The sequence below is a fragment of the Streptomyces sp. NPDC102437 genome, assembly GCF_044765565.1.
In the GTDB taxonomy this organism is placed as follows: Bacteria; Actinomycetota; Actinomycetes; order Streptomycetales; family Streptomycetaceae; genus Streptomyces.
Genome location: NZ_JBIWKI010000004.1, coordinates 63776 through 81246, shown reverse-complemented (window position 1 = coordinate 81246; position 17471 = coordinate 63776). Strand labels below are relative to the sequence as shown.

The 17471-nt window shown below is 71.7% G+C and carries 13 protein-coding genes and 3 pseudogenes; 9 read left to right on the top strand and 7 right to left on the bottom strand.

Going from position 1 to position 17471, the window contains the following annotated elements; genetic code table 11:
- The first annotated feature begins 58 nt into the window (after nucleotides 1-58).
- Complete coding sequence (gene mca / locus ACIRJP_RS07050) at nucleotides 59-940, top strand: mycothiol conjugate amidase Mca (RefSeq protein ID WP_404169178.1); 882 nt, start codon at nucleotides 59-61, stop codon at nucleotides 938-940.
- Nucleotide 941: 1 nt separating this feature from the next.
- On the top strand, nucleotides 942-1175 hold the full coding sequence (locus ACIRJP_RS07045) for a hypothetical protein (RefSeq protein ID WP_404169175.1): 234 nt from the start codon (nucleotides 942-944) through the stop codon (nucleotides 1173-1175).
- A gap of 107 nt (nucleotides 1176-1282) precedes the next feature.
- Here the strand turns inward: ACIRJP_RS07045 and ACIRJP_RS07040 are convergent, their stop codons facing one another.
- Complete coding sequence (locus tag ACIRJP_RS07040; RefSeq protein ID WP_404169172.1) at nucleotides 1283-4567, bottom strand: tetratricopeptide repeat protein; 3285 nt, start codon at nucleotides 4565-4567, stop codon at nucleotides 1283-1285.
- A 160-nt stretch (nucleotides 4568-4727) separates the two neighbouring features.
- On the opposite strand from ACIRJP_RS07040, the gene ACIRJP_RS07035 reads away from it, so the two are divergent.
- Together ACIRJP_RS07035 and ACIRJP_RS07030 are read left to right on the top strand one after the other, a co-directional pair.
- A complete protein-coding gene (locus tag ACIRJP_RS07035; protein ID WP_404169169.1) occupies nucleotides 4728-5111 on the top strand; it encodes a VOC family protein in 384 nt (127 codons plus the stop codon).
- Nucleotides 5112-5188: 77 nt separating this feature from the next.
- Nucleotides 5189-5779: a TetR/AcrR family transcriptional regulator gene (locus tag ACIRJP_RS07030; RefSeq protein ID WP_404169166.1), complete on the top strand. Its 591-nt coding sequence runs from the start codon at nucleotides 5189-5191 to the stop codon at nucleotides 5777-5779.
- A 13-nt stretch (nucleotides 5780-5792) separates the two neighbouring features.
- On the opposite strand, the pseudogene ACIRJP_RS07025 reads toward ACIRJP_RS07030, so the two are convergent.
- Nucleotides 5793-6236, bottom strand: a pseudogene (locus tag ACIRJP_RS07025) (SMP-30/gluconolactonase/LRE family protein); the annotation flags it as partial.
- On the opposite strand from ACIRJP_RS07025, the pseudogene ACIRJP_RS07020 reads away from it, so the two are divergent.
- Both ACIRJP_RS07020 and ACIRJP_RS07015 read left to right on the top strand, forming a co-directional pair.
- Nucleotides 6185-6919, top strand: a pseudogene (locus ACIRJP_RS07020) (monooxygenase); the annotation flags it as partial. The pseudogenes ACIRJP_RS07025 and ACIRJP_RS07020 sit on opposite strands and share 52 nt — an antisense overlap.
- A gap of 92 nt (nucleotides 6920-7011) precedes the next feature.
- Nucleotides 7012-7805, top strand: a protein-coding gene (locus tag ACIRJP_RS07015) for an IS5 family transposase (RefSeq protein ID WP_404169696.1) whose coding sequence is annotated in 2 segments (ribosomal slippage) — nucleotides 7012-7327 and nucleotides 7327-7805 — 795 coding nt in all. Because the reading frame shifts where the segments join, the coding sequence is not laid out codon by codon here.
- A gap of 604 nt (nucleotides 7806-8409) precedes the next feature.
- On the opposite strand, the pseudogene ACIRJP_RS07010 reads toward ACIRJP_RS07015, so the two are convergent.
- Nucleotides 8410-8502, bottom strand: a pseudogene (locus ACIRJP_RS07010) (Uma2 family endonuclease); the annotation flags it as partial.
- A 301-nt stretch (nucleotides 8503-8803) separates the two neighbouring features.
- On the opposite strand from ACIRJP_RS07010, the gene ACIRJP_RS07005 reads away from it, so the two are divergent.
- Nucleotides 8804-10840 carry a thioredoxin domain-containing protein gene (locus ACIRJP_RS07005; RefSeq protein ID WP_404169163.1) on the top strand — a complete coding sequence of 679 codons (2037 nt, stop codon included), beginning with the start codon at nucleotides 8804-8806 and terminating at the stop codon, nucleotides 10838-10840.
- A 69-nt stretch (nucleotides 10841-10909) separates the two neighbouring features.
- On the opposite strand, the gene ACIRJP_RS07000 is transcribed toward ACIRJP_RS07005, so the two are convergent.
- Together ACIRJP_RS07000 and ACIRJP_RS06995 are read right to left on the bottom strand one after the other, a co-directional pair.
- Nucleotides 10910-11542 carry a TetR/AcrR family transcriptional regulator gene (locus tag ACIRJP_RS07000; RefSeq protein ID WP_404169160.1) on the bottom strand — a complete coding sequence of 211 codons (633 nt, stop codon included), beginning with the start codon at nucleotides 11540-11542 and terminating at the stop codon, nucleotides 10910-10912.
- Nucleotides 11543-11593: 51 nt separating this feature from the next.
- A complete protein-coding gene (locus ACIRJP_RS06995) occupies nucleotides 11594-12292 on the bottom strand; it encodes a hemolysin III family protein (protein ID WP_382933737.1) in 699 nt (232 codons plus the stop codon).
- A gap of 212 nt (nucleotides 12293-12504) precedes the next feature.
- Here ACIRJP_RS06995 and ACIRJP_RS06990 point away from each other — a divergent pair, with 212 nt between their 5' ends.
- A complete protein-coding gene (locus ACIRJP_RS06990) occupies nucleotides 12505-14337 on the top strand; it encodes a phosphoenolpyruvate carboxykinase (GTP) (RefSeq protein ID WP_404169157.1) in 1833 nt (610 codons plus the stop codon).
- A 292-nt stretch (nucleotides 14338-14629) separates the two neighbouring features.
- Nucleotides 14630-16369, top strand: coding sequence for an Ig-like domain repeat protein (locus tag ACIRJP_RS06985; protein ID WP_404169154.1), 1740 nt, complete (start codon nucleotides 14630-14632; stop codon nucleotides 16367-16369).
- Between the two features lie 12 nt (nucleotides 16370-16381).
- Here ACIRJP_RS06985 and ACIRJP_RS06980 read toward each other — a convergent pair whose 3' ends face one another.
- The gene (locus tag ACIRJP_RS06980; protein ID WP_404169151.1) at nucleotides 16382-16603 is read right to left on the bottom strand and encodes a hypothetical protein; all 222 of its coding nucleotides are present in this window, start codon (nucleotides 16601-16603) and stop codon (nucleotides 16382-16384) included.
- 111 nt (nucleotides 16604-16714) lie between these two features.
- Nucleotides 16715-17471: hypothetical protein (locus ACIRJP_RS06975; protein WP_404169148.1), on the bottom strand; the 757-nt coding region annotated here is incomplete at its 5' end.

Here is a 17471-nt window from a genome sequence, read left to right as displayed (position 1 = left end):
CCCCGGTTTCGGTCACTATAGAAGCCTGCCTACATGCCGAATCACTGAGGATCGAGTCTTGACCGAGCAGCTGCGACTGATGGCCGTCCACGCCCACCCCGACGACGAGTCGAGCAAGGGCGCGGCCACCATGGCCAAGTATGTTTCCGAGGGGGTGGACGTGCTGGTGGTGACCTGCACGGGAGGCGAGCGCGGCTCCATCCTCAACCCGAAGCTCCAGGGGGACGCGTACATCGAGGAGAACATCCACGAGGTACGCAAGAAGGAGATGGACGAGGCCCGGGAGATCCTGGGCGTCGACCAGGAGTGGCTGGGCTTCGTCGACTCGGGCCTGCCCGAGGGCGACCCGCTGCCCCCGCTGCCCGAGGGCTGCTTCGCGCTGGAGGACGAGGAGAAGGCCGCCGCCCGGCTCGTCCGCAGCATCCGTGCGTTCCGGCCGCAGGTCGTCACGACCTACGACGAGAACGGCGGATACCCGCACCCCGACCACATCATGACCCACAAGATCACGATGATCGCCTTCGACGGTGCGGCGGACGCCGAGAAGTTCCCCGAGTCGGAGTTCGGCCCGGCCTGGCAGCCGCAGAAGCTCTACTACAACCAGGGCTTCAACCGGCCGCGCACGGTGGCGCTGCACGAGGCGCTGCTGGCCCGTGGTCTGGAGTCGCCGTACGGCGAGTGGCTGAAGCGCTGGAAGGAGTTCGAGCGTGACGAGCGCACGCTGACCACGTACGTTCCGTGCGCGGACTTCTTCGAGACCCGTGACAAGGCGCTGATCGCGCACGCCACGCAGATCGATCCGGACGGCGGCTGGTTCCGCGTCCCGATGGACATCCAGAAGGAGGTCTGGCCCACCGAGGAGTACGAGCTGGCGAAGTCTCTCGTCGATACCTCCCTCCCCGAGAGCGACCTCTTCGCGGGCATCCGCGACAATGCCTGATATGTACGCGACCCAGGCACTGACCGACCTCGTTCCGCTTGCTGAAGAGCTCGACAAGAACAAGGTGACCCCAGGCGTTCTCGGCTTCATCGTCTTCGCGGCGCTCGCCGTGGGCGTGTGGCTGCTGATGAAGTCCATGAACCGGCACATGGGCAAGGTCGACTTCGAGGAGGCCCCGGACCCGGACGCGGAGGCCGGCGCCCCCGTGGCGGTCGGTTCCGCGAAGCGGAAGTAGCCGGAAGCAGCAGGCGGGGCGGTTCCGGCGTTCCGGAGCCGCCCGGCACGAATCCGGCCGGTCGGTGACCGGCCGGATTCAGGGCTGTGCTCGGCCCGAGGTCGCCTTCAGCCGCCGGACGGGCCGTACGCGGCCGGCACCGGTACGCCCATGACCTCCTGGGCATGCCGTGTCGGCGTCATGCCCAGGCGCCACGCCTGCCACCCGTCCTCCAGGTCCACTCCGCGGTTCAGCACCACCGTGAACGCCGCCGCGCAGTCCTCCAGCTTGCCGTCGCGCGCCGGGTGCCCGGCCCGCACCAGCTCGGCCAGCTCCTCCTGGGCCACCGCCGTACCCACCTCGCTGCCGCCCGGCGACGCGTAGGGCAGCAGCGTGCAGCGCAGGAAGCGGGCCCAGTCCGCCCCCCGCGCGTCGCCGTACGAGTCGAACAGCTCCACCGCCTCGCCGCACAGCTCCAGCGCCTGCGGGGAACGGTTGTTGCCCGCGTCGATCAGCGCCAGCTCCAGGCACGTCCACGCCTCGCCGTGGGCGACCCCGATGCGCCGGAAGTCGGCGCGGGCGTCCATCAGGAGCTGGCGGGCGAAGCCGGAGTTGCGCAGGTTCCCGGTCTGGGCCGCCCGCTGGTCACGGGTGACCCGGCCCGAGTGGTGGCGGGCGCACGCCAGCCCGTACACGTCCCGCATCCGGGAGAACATCGTGCGGGCCCGCTCCAGCTGCCGCACCGCCCGGTCCGTGTCGCCGTTCTCCTCCAGGGCCTGGCCCAGGTAGAAAAGCGTCCACGCCTCGCCGCGCGCGTCCTCGTTGTCGCGGTGCCGCTCCAGCGCCCGGTTCAGCTGCTCCACCGCCGGGGCCGGGTCGCCGTCCAGGAGCCGGGCGCGGGCCAGCTGGGTCAGCGCCCACGCCTCGCCCCGCTCGTCACGGGTACTGCCGTACAGGCCCAGGGCCGTGCGCAGCGCCTCCTCGGCCCGCTCCACATCGCCCATCCGCAGCAGGGTCTGGCCGAGCTGGAACCGCGTCCACGCCTCGCCGTGCAGCGACTCGCCCTCCCGGTGCAGGACCAGCGCGGTGTCCAGCAGGGTCAGCGCCTCCACGAGCCGGGCCCGGTCGCGCTCGACGGCCGCCAGGGCATGCATCGACCAGGCCCGGTCCTCCGCCTGCTCCTCGCAGGACTGCAGCTCGATCGCCTCGCGCAGCCGCGCCGACGCCTCGGTCAGATTGCCCTGGTGGTGCAGGGTGATGCCGAGAGAGCAGAGCGCCAGCGCCGTACCCGCCTCGTTCTGCGCCTCGCGGTAGAGGCCGACCACCGACGACAGGGTGGTGCGGGCCTTGTCCAGCTCGCCGAGCTGCCGGGCCGCGATGCCGGTGCGCCACTGCACGGACCGCTCCAGCAGCCCCTTGTCCACCGCCTGCGTCAACTCGCTGATCTCGCCAAGCCGGTAGAGGTCGCCGCGCAGCAGGCAGTAGTCGCACAGCGCGCCCAGCAGGTCCAGCACGGCGGCCTGGTCGACGCCCTCGGCGTGCCGCAGCGCGGACGTGATGAAGCTCGACTCGTCGTCCAGCCAGCGCAGCGCCGAGTCCAGCGAACCGAATCCGTGCGAGCCGAACTGACCGGCCCGGGTCGACATCTTGCCGTCCACCATCCGGATCACCGCACCGGCCAGGTCAGCGTAGTTGCGGATCAGCCGCTCCTGCGCGGCGGTACGGTCCGCAGCCTCCTCCTCGTCCCGCAGCCGGTCCAGCGCGAAGCCCCGTACGAGGTCGTGCAGCCGGTAGCGCGAGCCCCGGACATGGGTCAGCAGCCCGGCCCCGGCCAGCGCCCTCAGCAGCCGCTCGGCCTCCTGCTCGTCGGCGGACAGCAGCGCCGCCGCCGCGGCCGCCCCCAGGCTCGCCCGCCCGGCCAGCGCGAGCCGGCGCAGCAGCCGCCGCGCCAGCTCGGACTGGTCGGTGTAGCGCAGCCACAGCGCCCGCTCGACCGGCGGGAGCGGCCCGTACTCGGCGAGGGAGGCGGCGAGGGCGTCGCGGGTGCGGGTCCCGAGCGAGGAGCCCGCGACACGCAGGGCGAGCGGCAGCCCGCCGCACAGCTCGGCGACGGTGTCCGTCGCCCGGGAGTCGTACGGACCCTCCTCCCGGGTCTCGGCCGCCTCGCGCAGCAGCTCCTCCGCCCCGGCCGCGTCGAGTGCGCCGACCGGCAGCTGATGGACCCGGGCCGGGACGTCGTCCGGCAGCCGGAGCGGCTCGCGGGCGGTGACCAGGACGAGGCTGTCGGAACGCTCGGGGATCAGGGTGCGCACCTGCGCCGCGTCGCTCGCGTCGTCGAGGACGACCGTCACGGGGGTGCCGGTCAGATGCTGGTGGTACAGCTCGCTCAGCCGCCGCACCTGCTGCTCGGCCGAGGCCCGGCCCCGGGCCGACGGGTCCGCCCCGCCGCCGGGCACCGCCCCGTCCCGGAACAGCAGCTGATCACGGGGTGCGCCCAGCCGGTTCAGCAGGTGCAGCAGCGCGTCGCGGGTCGGCAGCGGCGCCTCGCCGGCCACGTCGCCGCGCAGATCGACCACGCAGGCGCCGCGGAACAGGTCCTTCAGGCTGTGCGCGGCCCGCACCGCGAGCGTGGTGCGCCCCGAGCCGGGCGTGCCGTGCAGGACGACGACGGTCGGCATGGTCTCCGTCGACGCGCGGGCCTCCCGCACCCACTGGGCGATCTGCGCCAGTTCGGTCCGCCGCCCCGCGAACGGCCCGTCGGAATCGGGCAGATGGCCGAACGACTGCTCCAGGACCGCGCGGGTACGGGCCGCCGCGCTGCGGTCCGTACGGCGCGGCGACGGAGCGGTCCGCGACTGCGGGGGGACCTTCTTCGCCGGGGTGCGGGACGAGGCGGTGAGCATCCGCTGCTGGTCGATGAAGGGGCGGATGCCCCGTACCTCCAGCGCCGCCAGCCACTGCAGCCGCAACTGCTCGGCACCGCCGGGCTGTCCGAGCGCCCCGGCCCGCCGGTGGGCGGCGGGCCAGTGCGAGGCGGTGACCTTGGCGACGGTGGCGGTGGCCCCCGCGACCGCGACGACGGCGCCCGCGCCGAGGGCCGGCCCGGCCGCCGTGCCGAACGCGACATCCGCGCCGACGGCGGCGACCGCGGCGACTGCGGTGACCAGCAGGGGGGTTCCCAGCGTGGCCCGGCTGAACCGCTGCGACAGCGGCCGCGCCCCGGCCTCCGAGGCGTCCAGCGCCTGGAGGTACGCGGCGTACTCGTCGTCCGCCGCTGCCGCCAGCGAATCCAGCGCCGCCCGCCCGCGCACCGTCAGCGTGGCGGCGTCCGCCCGGCCGCCCGAGCGCCGTACCTCTTCCTCCACGGCGCGCACCAACAGCCCTTCGGCTTCGGCCCGATGGCTGTCCCGCATGTGTGTCCCCCTCCGGATACGACGGTCGGCCCTGCCTCGGCCGGGATCGCCGTCCAGTCTCCTGCTTGCGGCGCGTCGGCGCGAGGGAGTGACGCCCGGCACTGCGCGGCGCCGGCCGGCCGGTTGGCGTCCGGGGCGGAAATGCGGAAGGCTCGCGCGCATGGTCTCGGTGGTGCAGAACGTGGCGATCGACTGTGCGGATGCCTATGGGCCGGCCCGGTTCTGGAGCGGGGTGACCGGCCGTCCGCTGCATCCGGAGGCCGGCCCGGGGGACCGGGAGACTCAGGTGATGCTGGAGCAGGGCCCGGTGCTGTACTTCAACCAGGTGCCCGAGCCCAAGCAGATCAAGAACCGGATCCACCTGTGCCTGCGCCCCGAGACCTCGCGCGAGCAGGAGGTGGAACGGCTGCTGGGCCTCGGCGCCGGCTTCGTCGCCGATCACCGCAATCCCGACGGCTCCGGCTGGGCGGTCCTCGCCGATCCCGAAGGCAACGAGTTCTGCGTCCTGCGCAGCGAGTCCGACCGGGCCGCGACGCATCCCTGACGCGCATACGCACGCGTGCCCGCCGTCCCGGCCCGCGGACGGGGAAGCCGCGTCTGCCCGGCCGGTACGCTTCCGGGGTGACGGAGCACACCGGGCAGGACGGGAGGCGTCCCGAGAACGACGGGCCGAAGGCGGCCGCCCGTAACCGGGCCGCTCTGGTCACCGCCGCCCGGGAGATCTTCGCGGAGCACGGTCTGGAGGCGCCGCTGTCCGCGATCGCGCGCAGGGCCGGGGTCGGGCAGGGCGTTCTCTACCGGCACTTTCCGGACCGGACCGCTGCGGTGGCCGCTGTTCTGGAAGGGAATGTGCGGCAGATCGAGCAGGCGGCCGAGGCCGAAGGCGCGACCTTCGCCGGTGTTCTCGGTGTGCTGACCTGGCATCTGACCGAGTCGGCGGCCTTCATCGGCCTCCTGCACGCCGACCGCGCGGCCGGCCGCTCCGAGATCCGCGCACATGCCCGGGGCCTGTCCGAACGCGTGGAGCGAGCCTTGCGGACACGGCTGCCCGGCGGTCATCGGCTGAGTGCCGCGAACGACCTCGTGCTCGCGGTCGCCATGGTCTCGGCCGCCGTGACCGGCCCCACCCGCGAGGAGCGGGAACACCGGGCGCTGGCCGCCTGGCAGCTGCTCGGCGTCGAGGTGGGGCCGGTACGGGCTTTCGGCGGTTGAGCCGAGGCGGGCGTCAGCCGCCGTTGGACTGCCGGATGCCTTCCGCGAGCGCGTCGAAGGCGTACAGGTATCCCCCGGCGGGGCCGCTGACGGTCATGTACGCCTTGGCCCCGCCGGGCGTGATGGCCACGTTCGTCGCCGACTCCAGGCCTTCGGTCCGCGCGGGGAGCTCGACCGTCGCCAGCCGCTCACCGTGCCGGTCGTACACGGCCATTGCCGCCCGGCCGTGCAGCCCCTGGTAGAGGTTGCCGTCCGCGTCCACGGCGATCGAGTCGGTCTGCGCGATTCCGCCGTCCACGCGGATGGCGGTGTGCCGGGACGTCACCGCGCCCTCGTCGTCGAGGCGCAGATAGGAGATCCGGTTCTCGGTGAGCTCGCTGAACCACAGACCGCGGCGGTCCGCGTCGAACGAGATCCCGTTCGGTGCGGTCAGATCCTCGGCCAGCACGGTGGCCTCGCCCTTCAGGGCGGGGAGCATGTCAAGCCTGCAAACGCCCCACCTTCTCCGACCTGTACTACCCGGCGTTCAACCGCGACAACGTCACCCTGGTCGACACCGCCGACACCCACGGCATCGAGCGCGTCACCGAACACGGCGTCACGGTCGGCGCCACCACGTACGGACTCGACTGCCTGATCTTCGCCACCGGATTCAACGTCGGCACCTCCGGAATCCACTCGGGCAAGCTCCCCGTCCACGGCCGGGGCGGCGTCCGGCTACTGGACAGGTGGGCGCAGCGGGGCCCGCGCACGCTCCACGGCTTCACCAGCAACGGCTTCCCGAACCTGATCCAGATGGGGTCCCTCCAGAACGCCAGCAGCGTCAACTTCACCCACATCCTGGACGAGCAGGCCATCCACGCCGCCGCCCTCGTCGCAGCCGCCGAAGCCGAGGGCGCCCTCATCGAACCGTCCCCCGAGACCGAGGACGCCTGGACAGCCGTCCTGGCCGAGGGCGCCCCCGACCGCGAGTGGTTCCACGCCGAGTGCACCCCCGGCTACTACAACCGCGAGGGAAGAGGCCGGCCCAACGGCCCGACCGCCTACCCGCACGGAGCCGTCGCCTTCCACGAACTCCTGGAGCGGTGGCGCGACCAGTCCATGGGCGAAGTCCTCCCGGCCAGGACCGGGCGCCCTTAGAGCTCGTAACACGATCTTGCTGAAACGTCCTGGTTGGTCGTGACCGGTGTGAGGATTCGGCCGTTCGTGAGGGTGTGAGTACTCGACCGTGGATCGTGGATGACGAGTTGTGGGCATTGATCGAGCCGCTGCTGCCGCCGTGGCCGGAGCGGTCGCCGGGTCCGAGACCGGTCTCGGACCGGCTCTGTCTCCAGGGCATCTTGTTCGTCCTCTACAACGACATAGCCTGGCAACTCCTGCCTGTGGAGATGGGGTTCGGCTCCGGACAGACCTGCTGGCGTCGCCTGGACCGATGGCAGAAGTCTGGGGTCTTCGACCAACTGCACCGGGTCCTGCTCGCGAGGTTGAACGCGGCCGGCGAGCTCGACTGGTCACGGGCGTGCGTGGACGGTTCTCACATCCGCGCGAAAAAGGGGGATCCGACACCGGTCCGTCGCCGGTCGACCGGCGGAAAACGGGCAGCAAACACCACCTGATCTGCGACGGACGCGGCACCCCACTGAAGGTCATCATTACCGCGGCCAACGTCAACGATGTCACCCAGACCCTCGCCCTGGTCGACGGCATCCCACCCGTCGCGGGCCGCCCCGGCCGGCCCCGCCACAGACCCGAAGCCCTGCTCGGAGACAAGGGCTACGACTCCAACGCCCACCGCGACGAGCTGCGTCGCCGACGGATCCTGCCCGTCATCTCCCGCAAGGGATCACCGAACATCAAGGGCATGGGCAAGCTCCGCTACGTCGTGGAGCAGACCTTCGCCCTGCTCCACCACTTCAAACGCCTCGCCGTCCGCTGGGAACGCCGCACCGAACTCCACGACGCCTTTGTCTCCCTCGCCTGCAGCCTCATCTGCTGGCGACGGCTTCGGAAGCCCAAGAACAACTGACCGGTGTCAGGGCAGGGCAGAGCCCCAACGGGCAGCTTCAGAACGTTGGTACTCTCCGCGTCTACGGCGAGGCGGGGGAGATGATCGTGGGAGCAGGGCCGTCGAGTCCTCCGAGCCGCTGGTTCAGAGGAGCTGGCTTTGGTTCCCTCTTCGGTGGGCTGACCGCAGTGGTGACCGTTGCTGCGATTGGGAGGGCATGGGCTGCTTGTGATGTCGGCAGCAACGCAGCAGCCAATGGCATGACTTTGCTGTTTCTTGCGCCTCTGATATGGATCGCCGCTGCGGTTCCGTGGGTGATCCTGCACAGCACTCTCGGAAGACGTCATCGCAGGACAGCCCTGACTGCAGGGCTCATCTTCACCCTGTGGTTCACCTGGTTACTTGTCACATGGCTTGGTATGCCGGACTCCTACCCCGCCCCGGTGTGCCCGGGCAACGTCCCACCCTGGTGGCCGAGCTTCATCCCCGCATGACTCCGGCTGAGCCCGTGAACCACCTGGCTTCGGCAACAGCGAACTACTCACCGGCCGCTCGACGACGCCCCCTGTCCCCGACCGGCCGCTGCACGCCAGCAAGATCGTGTTACGAGTTCTTAAGGTCTTCCGATGCCGGCGCACTGCTCCTCGGACCAGGAGTCGTACTGCGCCGCGCCGATCTGCGTATGCATCCACGCGGGCGCCACCGTCTCGGTGGTCATGGTGCACCTTCTTCGAGGAGCCTCGCCACTTCCGGCACTGCTGGGATCAGCCACTGTCCTGTGCTGCGGAACGTCCGGTCCGAAAGAGCGCGAGAGCCCACCTGCCTGCCTGGCGCCCCGGCCGGGGTGCCCCGAGTCCGCTCAGTGAAGCGTCTCAACTGAAGCTCGCCCCACGTGGGTTGTCATGGGGGTGGAGAGGCGGAGTCCCCCACGCGATGGCGCCTGCGTACGGTTCGGCCAAGCGAGGCAGAGCCTGCGCGGGCCTCGCCGACGGGGTCGGGCATTGTGAGAGGCTGGGATCATGAACCGGTTGGCTGGCGCGACCTCGCCTTATCTGCTGCAGCACGCTGAGAATCCGGTCGCTTGGTGGCCCTGGGGGCCGGATGCGTTCGAAGAAGCCCGGCGGCGCGACCTCCCGGTGTTCTTGAGCGTCGGTTACAGCGCCTGCCACTGGTGTCACGTCATGGCGCACGAGTCCTTCGAGGACGACGACGCCGCCGCGTACATGAACGAGCACTTCGTGTCCGTCAAGGTGGACCGCGAGGAGCGGCCCGATGTGGACGCCGTCTACATGGAGGCCGTGCAGGCCGCCACGGGGCAGGGCGGCTGGCCCATGTCCGTGTTCATGACGCCGGACGGCGAGCCGTTCTACTTCGGCACCTACTTCCCGCCCGAGGCCCGCCACGGCCTGCCGTCCTTCCGGCAGGTGCTCGAAGGCGTGCACAGCGCCTGGACCGGCCGGCGCGCGGAGGTCGGGGAGGTCGCCGAGAGGATCACCCGCGATCTGGCGGGGCGGCAGCTGGACCACGGAGCCGGCGGGGTCCCCGGTGAGGCGGAGCTCGCGCGGGCGCTGCTGGGCGTCAGCCGGGAGTACGACCCGGAGAGCGGCTGGCTCGGCTCCGGTGACACCAGGTTCCCGCCGAGCATGGTGATCGAGTTCCTGCTGCGGCACCACGCCCGGACGGAGTCCGAGGGGGCGCTGGAGATGGCCGAGGGGCTGTGCGCGGCCATGGCCCGGTCGAGCCTCTTCGACCAGCTGGGCGGGGGCTTCCACCGGTACGTGCTGCGCCAGCGGTCCGGGGGCGCGCTGGTGCCGCACTTCGAGAAGATGCTCTACGACAACGCGCTGCTCTGCCGGGTCTACGCGCACCTGTGGCGGGCCACCGGCTCGGAGGAGGCCCGCCGGATCGCCCTGGAGACCGCCGACTTCATGGTGCGCGAACTGCGCACCGCCGAGGGCGGTTTCGCCTCCGCGCTCGACGCGGACAGCGAGGACGGCGAGGCCGGCGACGGGCGGCACGTCGAGGGCGCGTACTACGTGTGGACGCCCGCGCAGTTGCGGGAGGCGCTGGGGGATGAGGACGCGGCCTTCGCCGCGGAGTACTTCGGGGTGACGGAGGAAGGTACGTTCGAGGAGGGATCCTCGGTGCTCCAGCTCGCGCCGGAGGGCGCCGGGGCGGACCCGGACCGGGTCGCCCGGGTGCGGGCCGCGCTGCTGGCCGCCCGTGAGCCGCGCCCGCGCCCCGGCCGGGACGACAAGGTGGTCGCCGCCTGGAACGGTCTGGCGATCGCCGCGCTCGCCGAGACGGGGGCGTACTTCGGCCGGCCCGACCTCGTCGAGCGCGCCACCGAGGCCGCCGACCTGCTGGTACGGGTGCACATGGGCGCCGTCGCCCGGCTGGACCGTACGTCGAAGGACGGGCGGTCCGGCGGGCACGCCGGGGTCCTGGAGGACTACGGCGACGTGGCGGAGGGCTTCCTCGCGCTGGCCTCGGTCACCGGCGAGGGCGTCTGGCTGGAGTTCGCCGGCTTCCTGCTCGACATCGTGCTCCAGCACTTCACCGGCGAGGGCGGCCAGCTGTACGACGCGGCGGACGACGCCGAGCAGCTCATCCGCCGCCCGCAGGACCCCACCGACAACGCGACCCCGGCCGGCTGGACAGCGGCGGCCGGGGCGCTGCTCTCGTACGCCGCGCACACCGGCTCCGAGGCCCACCGCACCGCCGCGGAGGGCGCGCTCGGCGTGATCAAGGCGCTCGGGCCGCGGGCTCCCCGGTTCACCGGCTGGGGGCTCGCGGTCGCGGAGGCCCTGCTCGACGGGCCGCGCGAGGTCGCCGTCGCCGGACCGGTCGGCGGCGAGCTGCACCGTGCGGCGCTGCTCGGCACGGCGCCGGGCGCGGTGGTGGCGGCCGGGGAGACGGGCGGGGCCGAGTTCCCGCTGCTGGCGGACCGGCCGATGGTGGACGGGGCGCCGACGGCGTACGTGTGCAGGCACTTCGTGTGCGATGCGCCGACGACGGACGCGGGGGAGCTGGCGCGGAGCCTCGGGGGCCGCTGAGGACCGGCGGGCGATCCGGGGGCGTTCCTGGACCCCGCGGTGACAGCCGCAGGCTGTCCCCCGCCCCGGTCACAGCCGCAGGCCGTCCTCCAGGGTGTCCAGGGCCTGGCCGATCAGCGCCACGAGGTCGTCCTCCTGGCCGTGCTCGCCCCAGTACAGCGTCACCTCGCGCAGCGTGCCCAGCACCGCCGCGACGAACACCCGGACCGCCAGGTCGCCGGGGGCGCGGCCGCTGCGGGCGGCGAGCGCGCCGGCCAGCACCTCGGCGGTGCCCGACATGCTCTCCGCCATCCGGACCCGGATCGCCGGCACCTGCACCATCAGCCGGGTGCGCTGCCGGAGCTCCTCCTCCCCGGTCGCCAGGAATGCCGCGAGCGTCCCGGTCAGGACGTGCCGGAGCGACTCCAGCGGCGGCTCACCGGCCGGGCGGCGGCGCAGGGCGGCCTCCAGGACCCGGTCGTACTCGTCGGTGAGGACGATGTCCTGCTTGGCCGGGAAGTACCGGAAGACGGTGCTGGGCGACACATCGGCTGCCGCCGCGATCTGCTCCACCGTCGTCGCGTCGTACCCCCGCTCGGCGATCAGCCGGTACGCGGCCTGCCGGATCGCGATCCGGGTCCTGAGCTTCTTCCGCTCGCGCAGCCCCAACTGCGGCTGCGTTCCCGGAGCGGAAACGGACGGGGTACGGGAGGTGGCGGCCATGGCCGCCATTGTCCGGCATCGGCGGGGCGCCGGCACCGGTCAGGACGCCGCTCAGTGGTGGTTGTAGGCCACCAGCGAGATGCCGACGTAGTGCACCACGAAGGCCGCCAGGGTCAGCGAGTGGAACACCTCGTGGAAGCCGAACCAGCGCGGCGAGGGGTTGGGGCGCTTGATGCCGTAGATGACGCCGCCGGCGCTGTAGAGCAGCCCGCCGACGACAACCAGCACCAGCACCGCGATCCCGCCGGTGCGCATGAAGTCCGGCAGGAAGAAGACCGCGGCCCAGCCCATCGCCAGGTAGCAGGGCGTGTAGAGCCAGCGCGGCGCGCCGACCCAGAACACCCGGAAGGCGATCCCCGCGGCGGCTGCCGCCCAGACCGCCCACAGCAGCGGCGTCCCGGTGGACTCGGGGAGCAGCAGCAGGGTCAGCGGGGTGTACGTGCCCGCGATGATCAGGAAGATGTTGGCGTGGTCGAGCCGGCGGAGCACCGCCTCGCCGCGCGGGCCCCAGGTGCCCCGGTGGTAGAGCGCGCTCACACCGAAGAGCAGGCAGGCGGTCAGGGTGTAGATGCCGCAGGCGATCCGGCCGACGGCGCTGTCCGTGAACGCGATCAGCACCACCCCCGCGACGATCACGGCGGGGAACATTCCGGCGTGCAGCCAGCCGCGCAGCCGCGGCTTGACCGGGACGGGGTCGGACTCGGCTGGTTCCAGCCCGGCGGGCGCGGGCGAGGCGGCGGCAGCAGTCATTCCCGCATCGTACCTACGCGACCGTAGGTAACCGATACGAGTGGCAATGCTCACGTGTGCGCCCCCCTGGACATATGGGCTAAACGGTCGGATGATCAAATGAGTGCGGTCGGCACCGGATGAGCGCCAGCGGGATTCGAAGGGGTAGAAGCATCCGGGTCGCAGCCCCCACGGGGCAACTACCAAACAGACACCCTCAACAAGGAGCGATCGTGGCGCGCGACATCGCGGATCCCCTCACCGTCCCCACCGAGCACCAGGACCTCATCTCCTGGGTGAACGAGATCGCAGCGATAACCGAGCCGGACCGGGTGGTCTGGTGCGACGGCTCCGAGGCCGAGTACGAGCGCCTGTGCGGGGAGCTCGTGGCCAAGGGCACGTTCACCAAGCTCGACGAGACCAAGCGCCCGAACTCGTACTACGCCGCGTCCGACCCGAGCGACGTCGCCCGCGTCGAGGACCGTACGTTCATCTGCTCCGAGAAGGAGGAGGACGCCGGCCCGACGAACCACTGGAAGGCCCCCGCCGAGATGCGGGAGATCTTCACGGGCGAGAAGGGCGTCTTCCGCGGCTCGATGCGCGGTCGCACGATGTACGTCGTCCCGTTCTGCATGGGCCCCGTCGGCTCCCCGCTCTCCGCGATCGGCGTCGAGATCACCGACTCCGCGTACGTCGCCGTCTCGATGCGCACCATGACGCGCATGGGACAGGCCGTCCTGGACGAGCTCGGCACCGACGGTTTCTTCGTCAAGGCCGTCCACACGCTGGGCGCACCCCTGGAGGAGGGCCAGCAGGACGTTCCGTGGCCGTGCAACTCCACCAAGTACATCTCGCACTTCCCCGAGGACCGCGAGATCTGGTCCTACGGCTCCGGCTACGGCGGCAACGCCCTGCTCGGCAAGAAGTGCTACGCGCTGCGCATCGCCTCCGTCATGGCGCGTGACGAGGGCTGGCTCGCCGAGCACATGCTGATCCTCAAGCTCACCCCGCCGAAGGGCGAGGCGGAGGCCCCCAAGTACGTCGCGGCCGCGTTCCCGTCGGCCTGCGGCAAGACCAACCTCGCCATGCTGGAGCCGACGATCCCCGGCTGGACCGTGGAGACCATCGGCGACGACATCGCCTGGATGCGCTTCGGCGAGGACGGCCAGCTGTACGCGATCAACCCGGAGGCGGGCTTCTTCGGTGTCGCGCCCGGCACCGGCGAGCACACCAACGCCAACGCCATGAAGACGATGTGGGGCAACTCCGTCTTCACCAACGTCGCGCTCACCGACGACGGCGACGTGTGGTGGGAGGGCATGACGGAGACCGCTCCGGCCCACCTCACCGACTGGAAGGGCAACGACTGGACGCCCGCGTCCGACACCCCGGCCGCCCACCCCAACGCCCGCTTCACCGTCCCGGCCGGCCAGTGCCCGATCATCGCGCCCGAGTGGGAGGACCCGAAGGGTGTGCCGATCTCGGCGATCCTCTTCGGTGGCCGCCGCGCCTCGGCCGTCCCGCTGGTCACCGAGTCCTTCACCTGGCAGCACGGCGTCTTCCTCGGGGCCAACGTGGCCTCCGAGAAGACCGCCGCCGCCGAGGGCAAGGTCGGCGAGCTGCGCCGCGACCCGTTCGCCATGCTGCCGTTCTGCGGCTACAACATGGGCGACTACATGAACCACTGGATCAAGGTCGGGGCCGGCAAGGACCAGTCCAGGCTCCCGAAGATCTACTACGTGAACTGGTTCCGCAAGAACGACGCGGGCAAGTTCGTGTGGCCCGGCTTCGGCGAGAACAGCCGCGTCCTGAAGTGGATCGTCGAGCGCCTCGACGGCAAGGCCGAGGGCGTGGAGTCCCCGATCGGCATCCTGCCGGCCAAGGGCTCCCTGGACACCGACGGCCTGGACCTCTCCGAGTCCGACCTGGACTTCCTGCTCAACGTCGACAAGGAGGTCTGGCGCGAGGAGGCGGCGCTGGTCCCCGAGCACCTCAACACGTTCGGCGACCACACGCCGAAGGAGCTGTGGGACGAATACCGCGCGCTGGTCGAGCGCCTGGGCTGATGCCTCCGGGCGCACCCCCGCGAGGGGTGCGCCCCGCACACTCCCGCGGCCGGGCCTCGGACATCCGCCCTGACCTGTGGGGTCAACAGCCCGCCGCGGTCCGGCCCTCGGAATCCCCTCACGATTCCGGGGGCCGCCCCTTTTCATGCGCTTCCTGACCTCCTGCGTCTTTCGTGGAGAACCACCGGGCATCGCCTTGATCTTGCGCACGGCACCTCCACAAGATTCGATGTTCCTTCACATGTCTCCGGCTTGGTCGGCCGGGGACCAACAGAGCCAGTGGGGGACTCAGTTGAGAAGGAATCAGCACCGCATACGCATCGCGGCGACGCTCGCCGCGCTGACCCTCGGCACCGCGGGGCTCACCGCCCTCGCGCCGACCGCCGCCCTCGCGGCCGACGGCCCGGTGGCCGGTGACACAGTGGCCAAGCTGCCGATCTCGTCGTACTCGGCCATGGTCGTCGACTCGGCGCACGAGCGGGTCTACGTCACCGACGACCGCCGGGACCGAGTGGCGAACCAGGTCCATGTCTACAACTTCCAGGGCCAGAAGGTCGGTTCGCTGCCCACCGGCACCGCGCCGTCCGGGATGGCCCTGAGCGCCGACGGCGGCACGCTCTACGTCTCGCAGTCCTCGGGCATCCTCGTGTTCGACACCGTGACGCAGCAGCGCACCGGGTTCACGTTCACCGCGTACGACGTGGGCTGCCCGCGCGATGTCGCCTTCGCGGGCGGCAAGGAGTGGCACACCGAGACGCCGTACTACTCCGACTGCGAGACCCGCACGACCTGGCTGTACGGCACGAGCGGGAACCAGGCCACGAACACCGGATGGAACGGCGCGGGCCGGCTGCGGCTGACCAGCGGCCCCGAGGTCCCGGACCGCATCGTGATGGCACAGACCCGCAGCCCCGGCGAGGCCGACCCCTTCCTCACCACGCTCGACGCGAGCGGCGACACGCTCGTGCGCGGCCCGGAGCGCCGGTTCGCGGACGCCGAGGGGCGGGGCGCGCTCGATGTACGGGACACGGCGCAGTCGCCCGACGGGAGGCGGATCGCCGTCGCCGACGCCGCTTACGGCACCCGGCTGCTGGAGGCCGCCGACCTGTCCGACGCGCCGGCCGGGTACCAGCCGCTGCCCGAGGGGGCCGTGGCGTCCGCCGTGGCCTTCAGCGGCGACGGCACCTACATAGCCCGGGGCGCCGCCGCGACCGGGAGCACGGTCGACCTGCTCGTGCAGCCGGCCGACCCGGCGGCCGGTACGGCCCCGCTGGAGTTCGCCTTCGAGGGCGCGCTCGACGGGGACCGGATCGCGCCGCGCGGGCTCGGCTGGTCGAAGGACGGCTCGCGGCTGTTCGCCGTCACCACCAACGCCTACGGCAACGAGTACTGGCTGCATGTCATCCAGCCCCCGGCCGCCCAGTACGACTCCCGGTTCACCGGCTCGCTCTCCACCACCCCGGGGCAGCCGGTCGTCGGCGAACCCGTGGGCATCCGCGGCCGGCTGGAACTCGACGGGGCGGCGCCCGCCGAGCCGGTCAGGGTCTCCGCGGTACGCCGCGACGCCAACGGTGACCGGAAGCTCGCTCCCGTCGAGGTCGACCCGGACGGTTCGTTCACCGTCCTCGACGTGCCGTCGCTGGTCGGGGACGCCACGTACACCGTCTCCTTCACCGGCGACGTCACCCACCGCCCGGCCGAGGACATCGCCCTGACCGTCGCGGTCGCCAAGGCGCCGACGACGATCACGCTGACCGCCCCGGCGGAGGCGACGAAGTCCGGCGGCGTGGAGATCACCGGAAAGCTGACCGGTCAGGGGCGGGCGCTTCCGTCCGGTATCGCCGTCGCCGTCGAGCGGACCGACCGGAAGGGCACCGGCGCGCTGACTTCGGCGGCGGTCGCCGCCGACGGCACGTTCCGGATCAACGACCTGCCCGCGGTGACCGGCGAGGTGACGTACACGGTGAGCTACGCCGGCGACGCTCTGCACACGGACTCGACGGCGTCGGGGACGGTGCGCGTCCGGCGGTAGTCGGGCGGCTTACTACCGTCGGACGGTCCGGGCTCCCGGCCCGTCCGGCGGGGCTCGGAGCGCCCGGCCCAGGTCGTCCAGGTACCGCGTGTGCGTCCGCTGCCGGCGCGCCTCGGCCTCCCGCAACCCCGCGACCAGCGACTCCGTCTCCCGGTGCAGCAGCGAAAGCTGGTGTTCGAGGTGGTGCCCGGGCGGCTCGGTGCTGTCGCGGCCTGCTACGACGGCTACCGCCACTCCGCCGATCAGCAGACCACCAGGACGATTCCCTGCGCCGCGCGGCGCACGCACGTGTGCCGTGCCCGGACGATTCCGGACACGGCACACTTCAGACGGATCCCAACGAGGTCAGGACTTGCTCTTCAAGAGTCCTTTCTGGATCGCGTCCATGCCCGGCCCCATCGCCCCGTTGGCGGCGAGGCTGTTCATCAGCTGGTCCATCAGGCTGGACTGCTCGCTCGGGTTCAGTGGCTCGTTGTTCCCGAACGGCTCGCGGGGGGCGAAGTTCGGAGAGTTCGGCAGATCCGTTACTTCCCTCCACTGCGAACCTGCGGCCGGGCACACGAGGCTTGTCCCGTTAGCGGCGCAGTGCAGGGTGTAGACGTCACCATCCGTGGTGATGATCTTGTAGAAGGCGTCACTTCCGTTGGCGTCGACCGAGATGCCGCAGACGGGGGAGTCCGTGGGGAAGCCCGCGATTGTGCTCAGGTCTCCCCAGCCCGGGGTGTTCGCCGGTCCGAAGGTGATGTTCTGATTCTCCGGGCTCCCGCCGTCTACGAGGAGGCGCCTACCGTAGAACGGCGTCCCGTCGAAGAGTGCGCCGAGGAATTGCTCGTTGCCGTTGGGCTGCGTCGAGGTGACGTTGACGCACGGCCCGGGCCCACCGGTGGCTCCCGTGGTTCCGGTGGCGCCGGTGGCGCCGGTCGCACCAGTCGCTCCCGTGGCGCCGGTCGGTCCCGTGGGGCCGGTGGGGCCGGTGGCTCCGGTGGCGCCGTTCTCGCCGTTCTCACCCGTGGCGCCGGTCGGTCCCGTGGGGCCGGTGGGGCCGGTGGCTCCGGTGGCGCCGTTCTCGCCGTTCTCACCCGTGGCGCCGGTCGGTCCCGTG

Bases quoted from the DNA above. Each gene is read 5' to 3' on its own strand.
- ACIRJP_RS07045 (WP_404169175.1), top strand. From the start codon at position 942: ATGTACGCGACCCAGGCACTGACCGACCTCGTTCCGCTTGCTGAAGAG.
- ACIRJP_RS07040 (WP_404169172.1), bottom strand. From the start codon at position 4,567: ATGCGGGACAGCCATCGGGCCGAAGCCGAAGGGCTGTTGGTGCGCGCC.
- ACIRJP_RS07035 (WP_404169169.1), top strand. From the start codon at position 4,728: ATGGTCTCGGTGGTGCAGAACGTGGCGATCGACTGTGCGGATGCCTAT.
- ACIRJP_RS07005 (WP_404169163.1), top strand. From the start codon at position 8,804: ATGAACCGGTTGGCTGGCGCGACCTCGCCTTATCTGCTGCAGCACGCT.
- ACIRJP_RS07000 (WP_404169160.1), bottom strand. From the start codon at position 11,542: ATGGCCGCCACCTCCCGTACCCCGTCCGTTTCCGCTCCGGGAACGCAG.
- ACIRJP_RS06995 (WP_382933737.1), bottom strand. From the start codon at position 12,292: ATGACTGCTGCCGCCGCCTCGCCCGCGCCCGCCGGGCTGGAACCAGCC.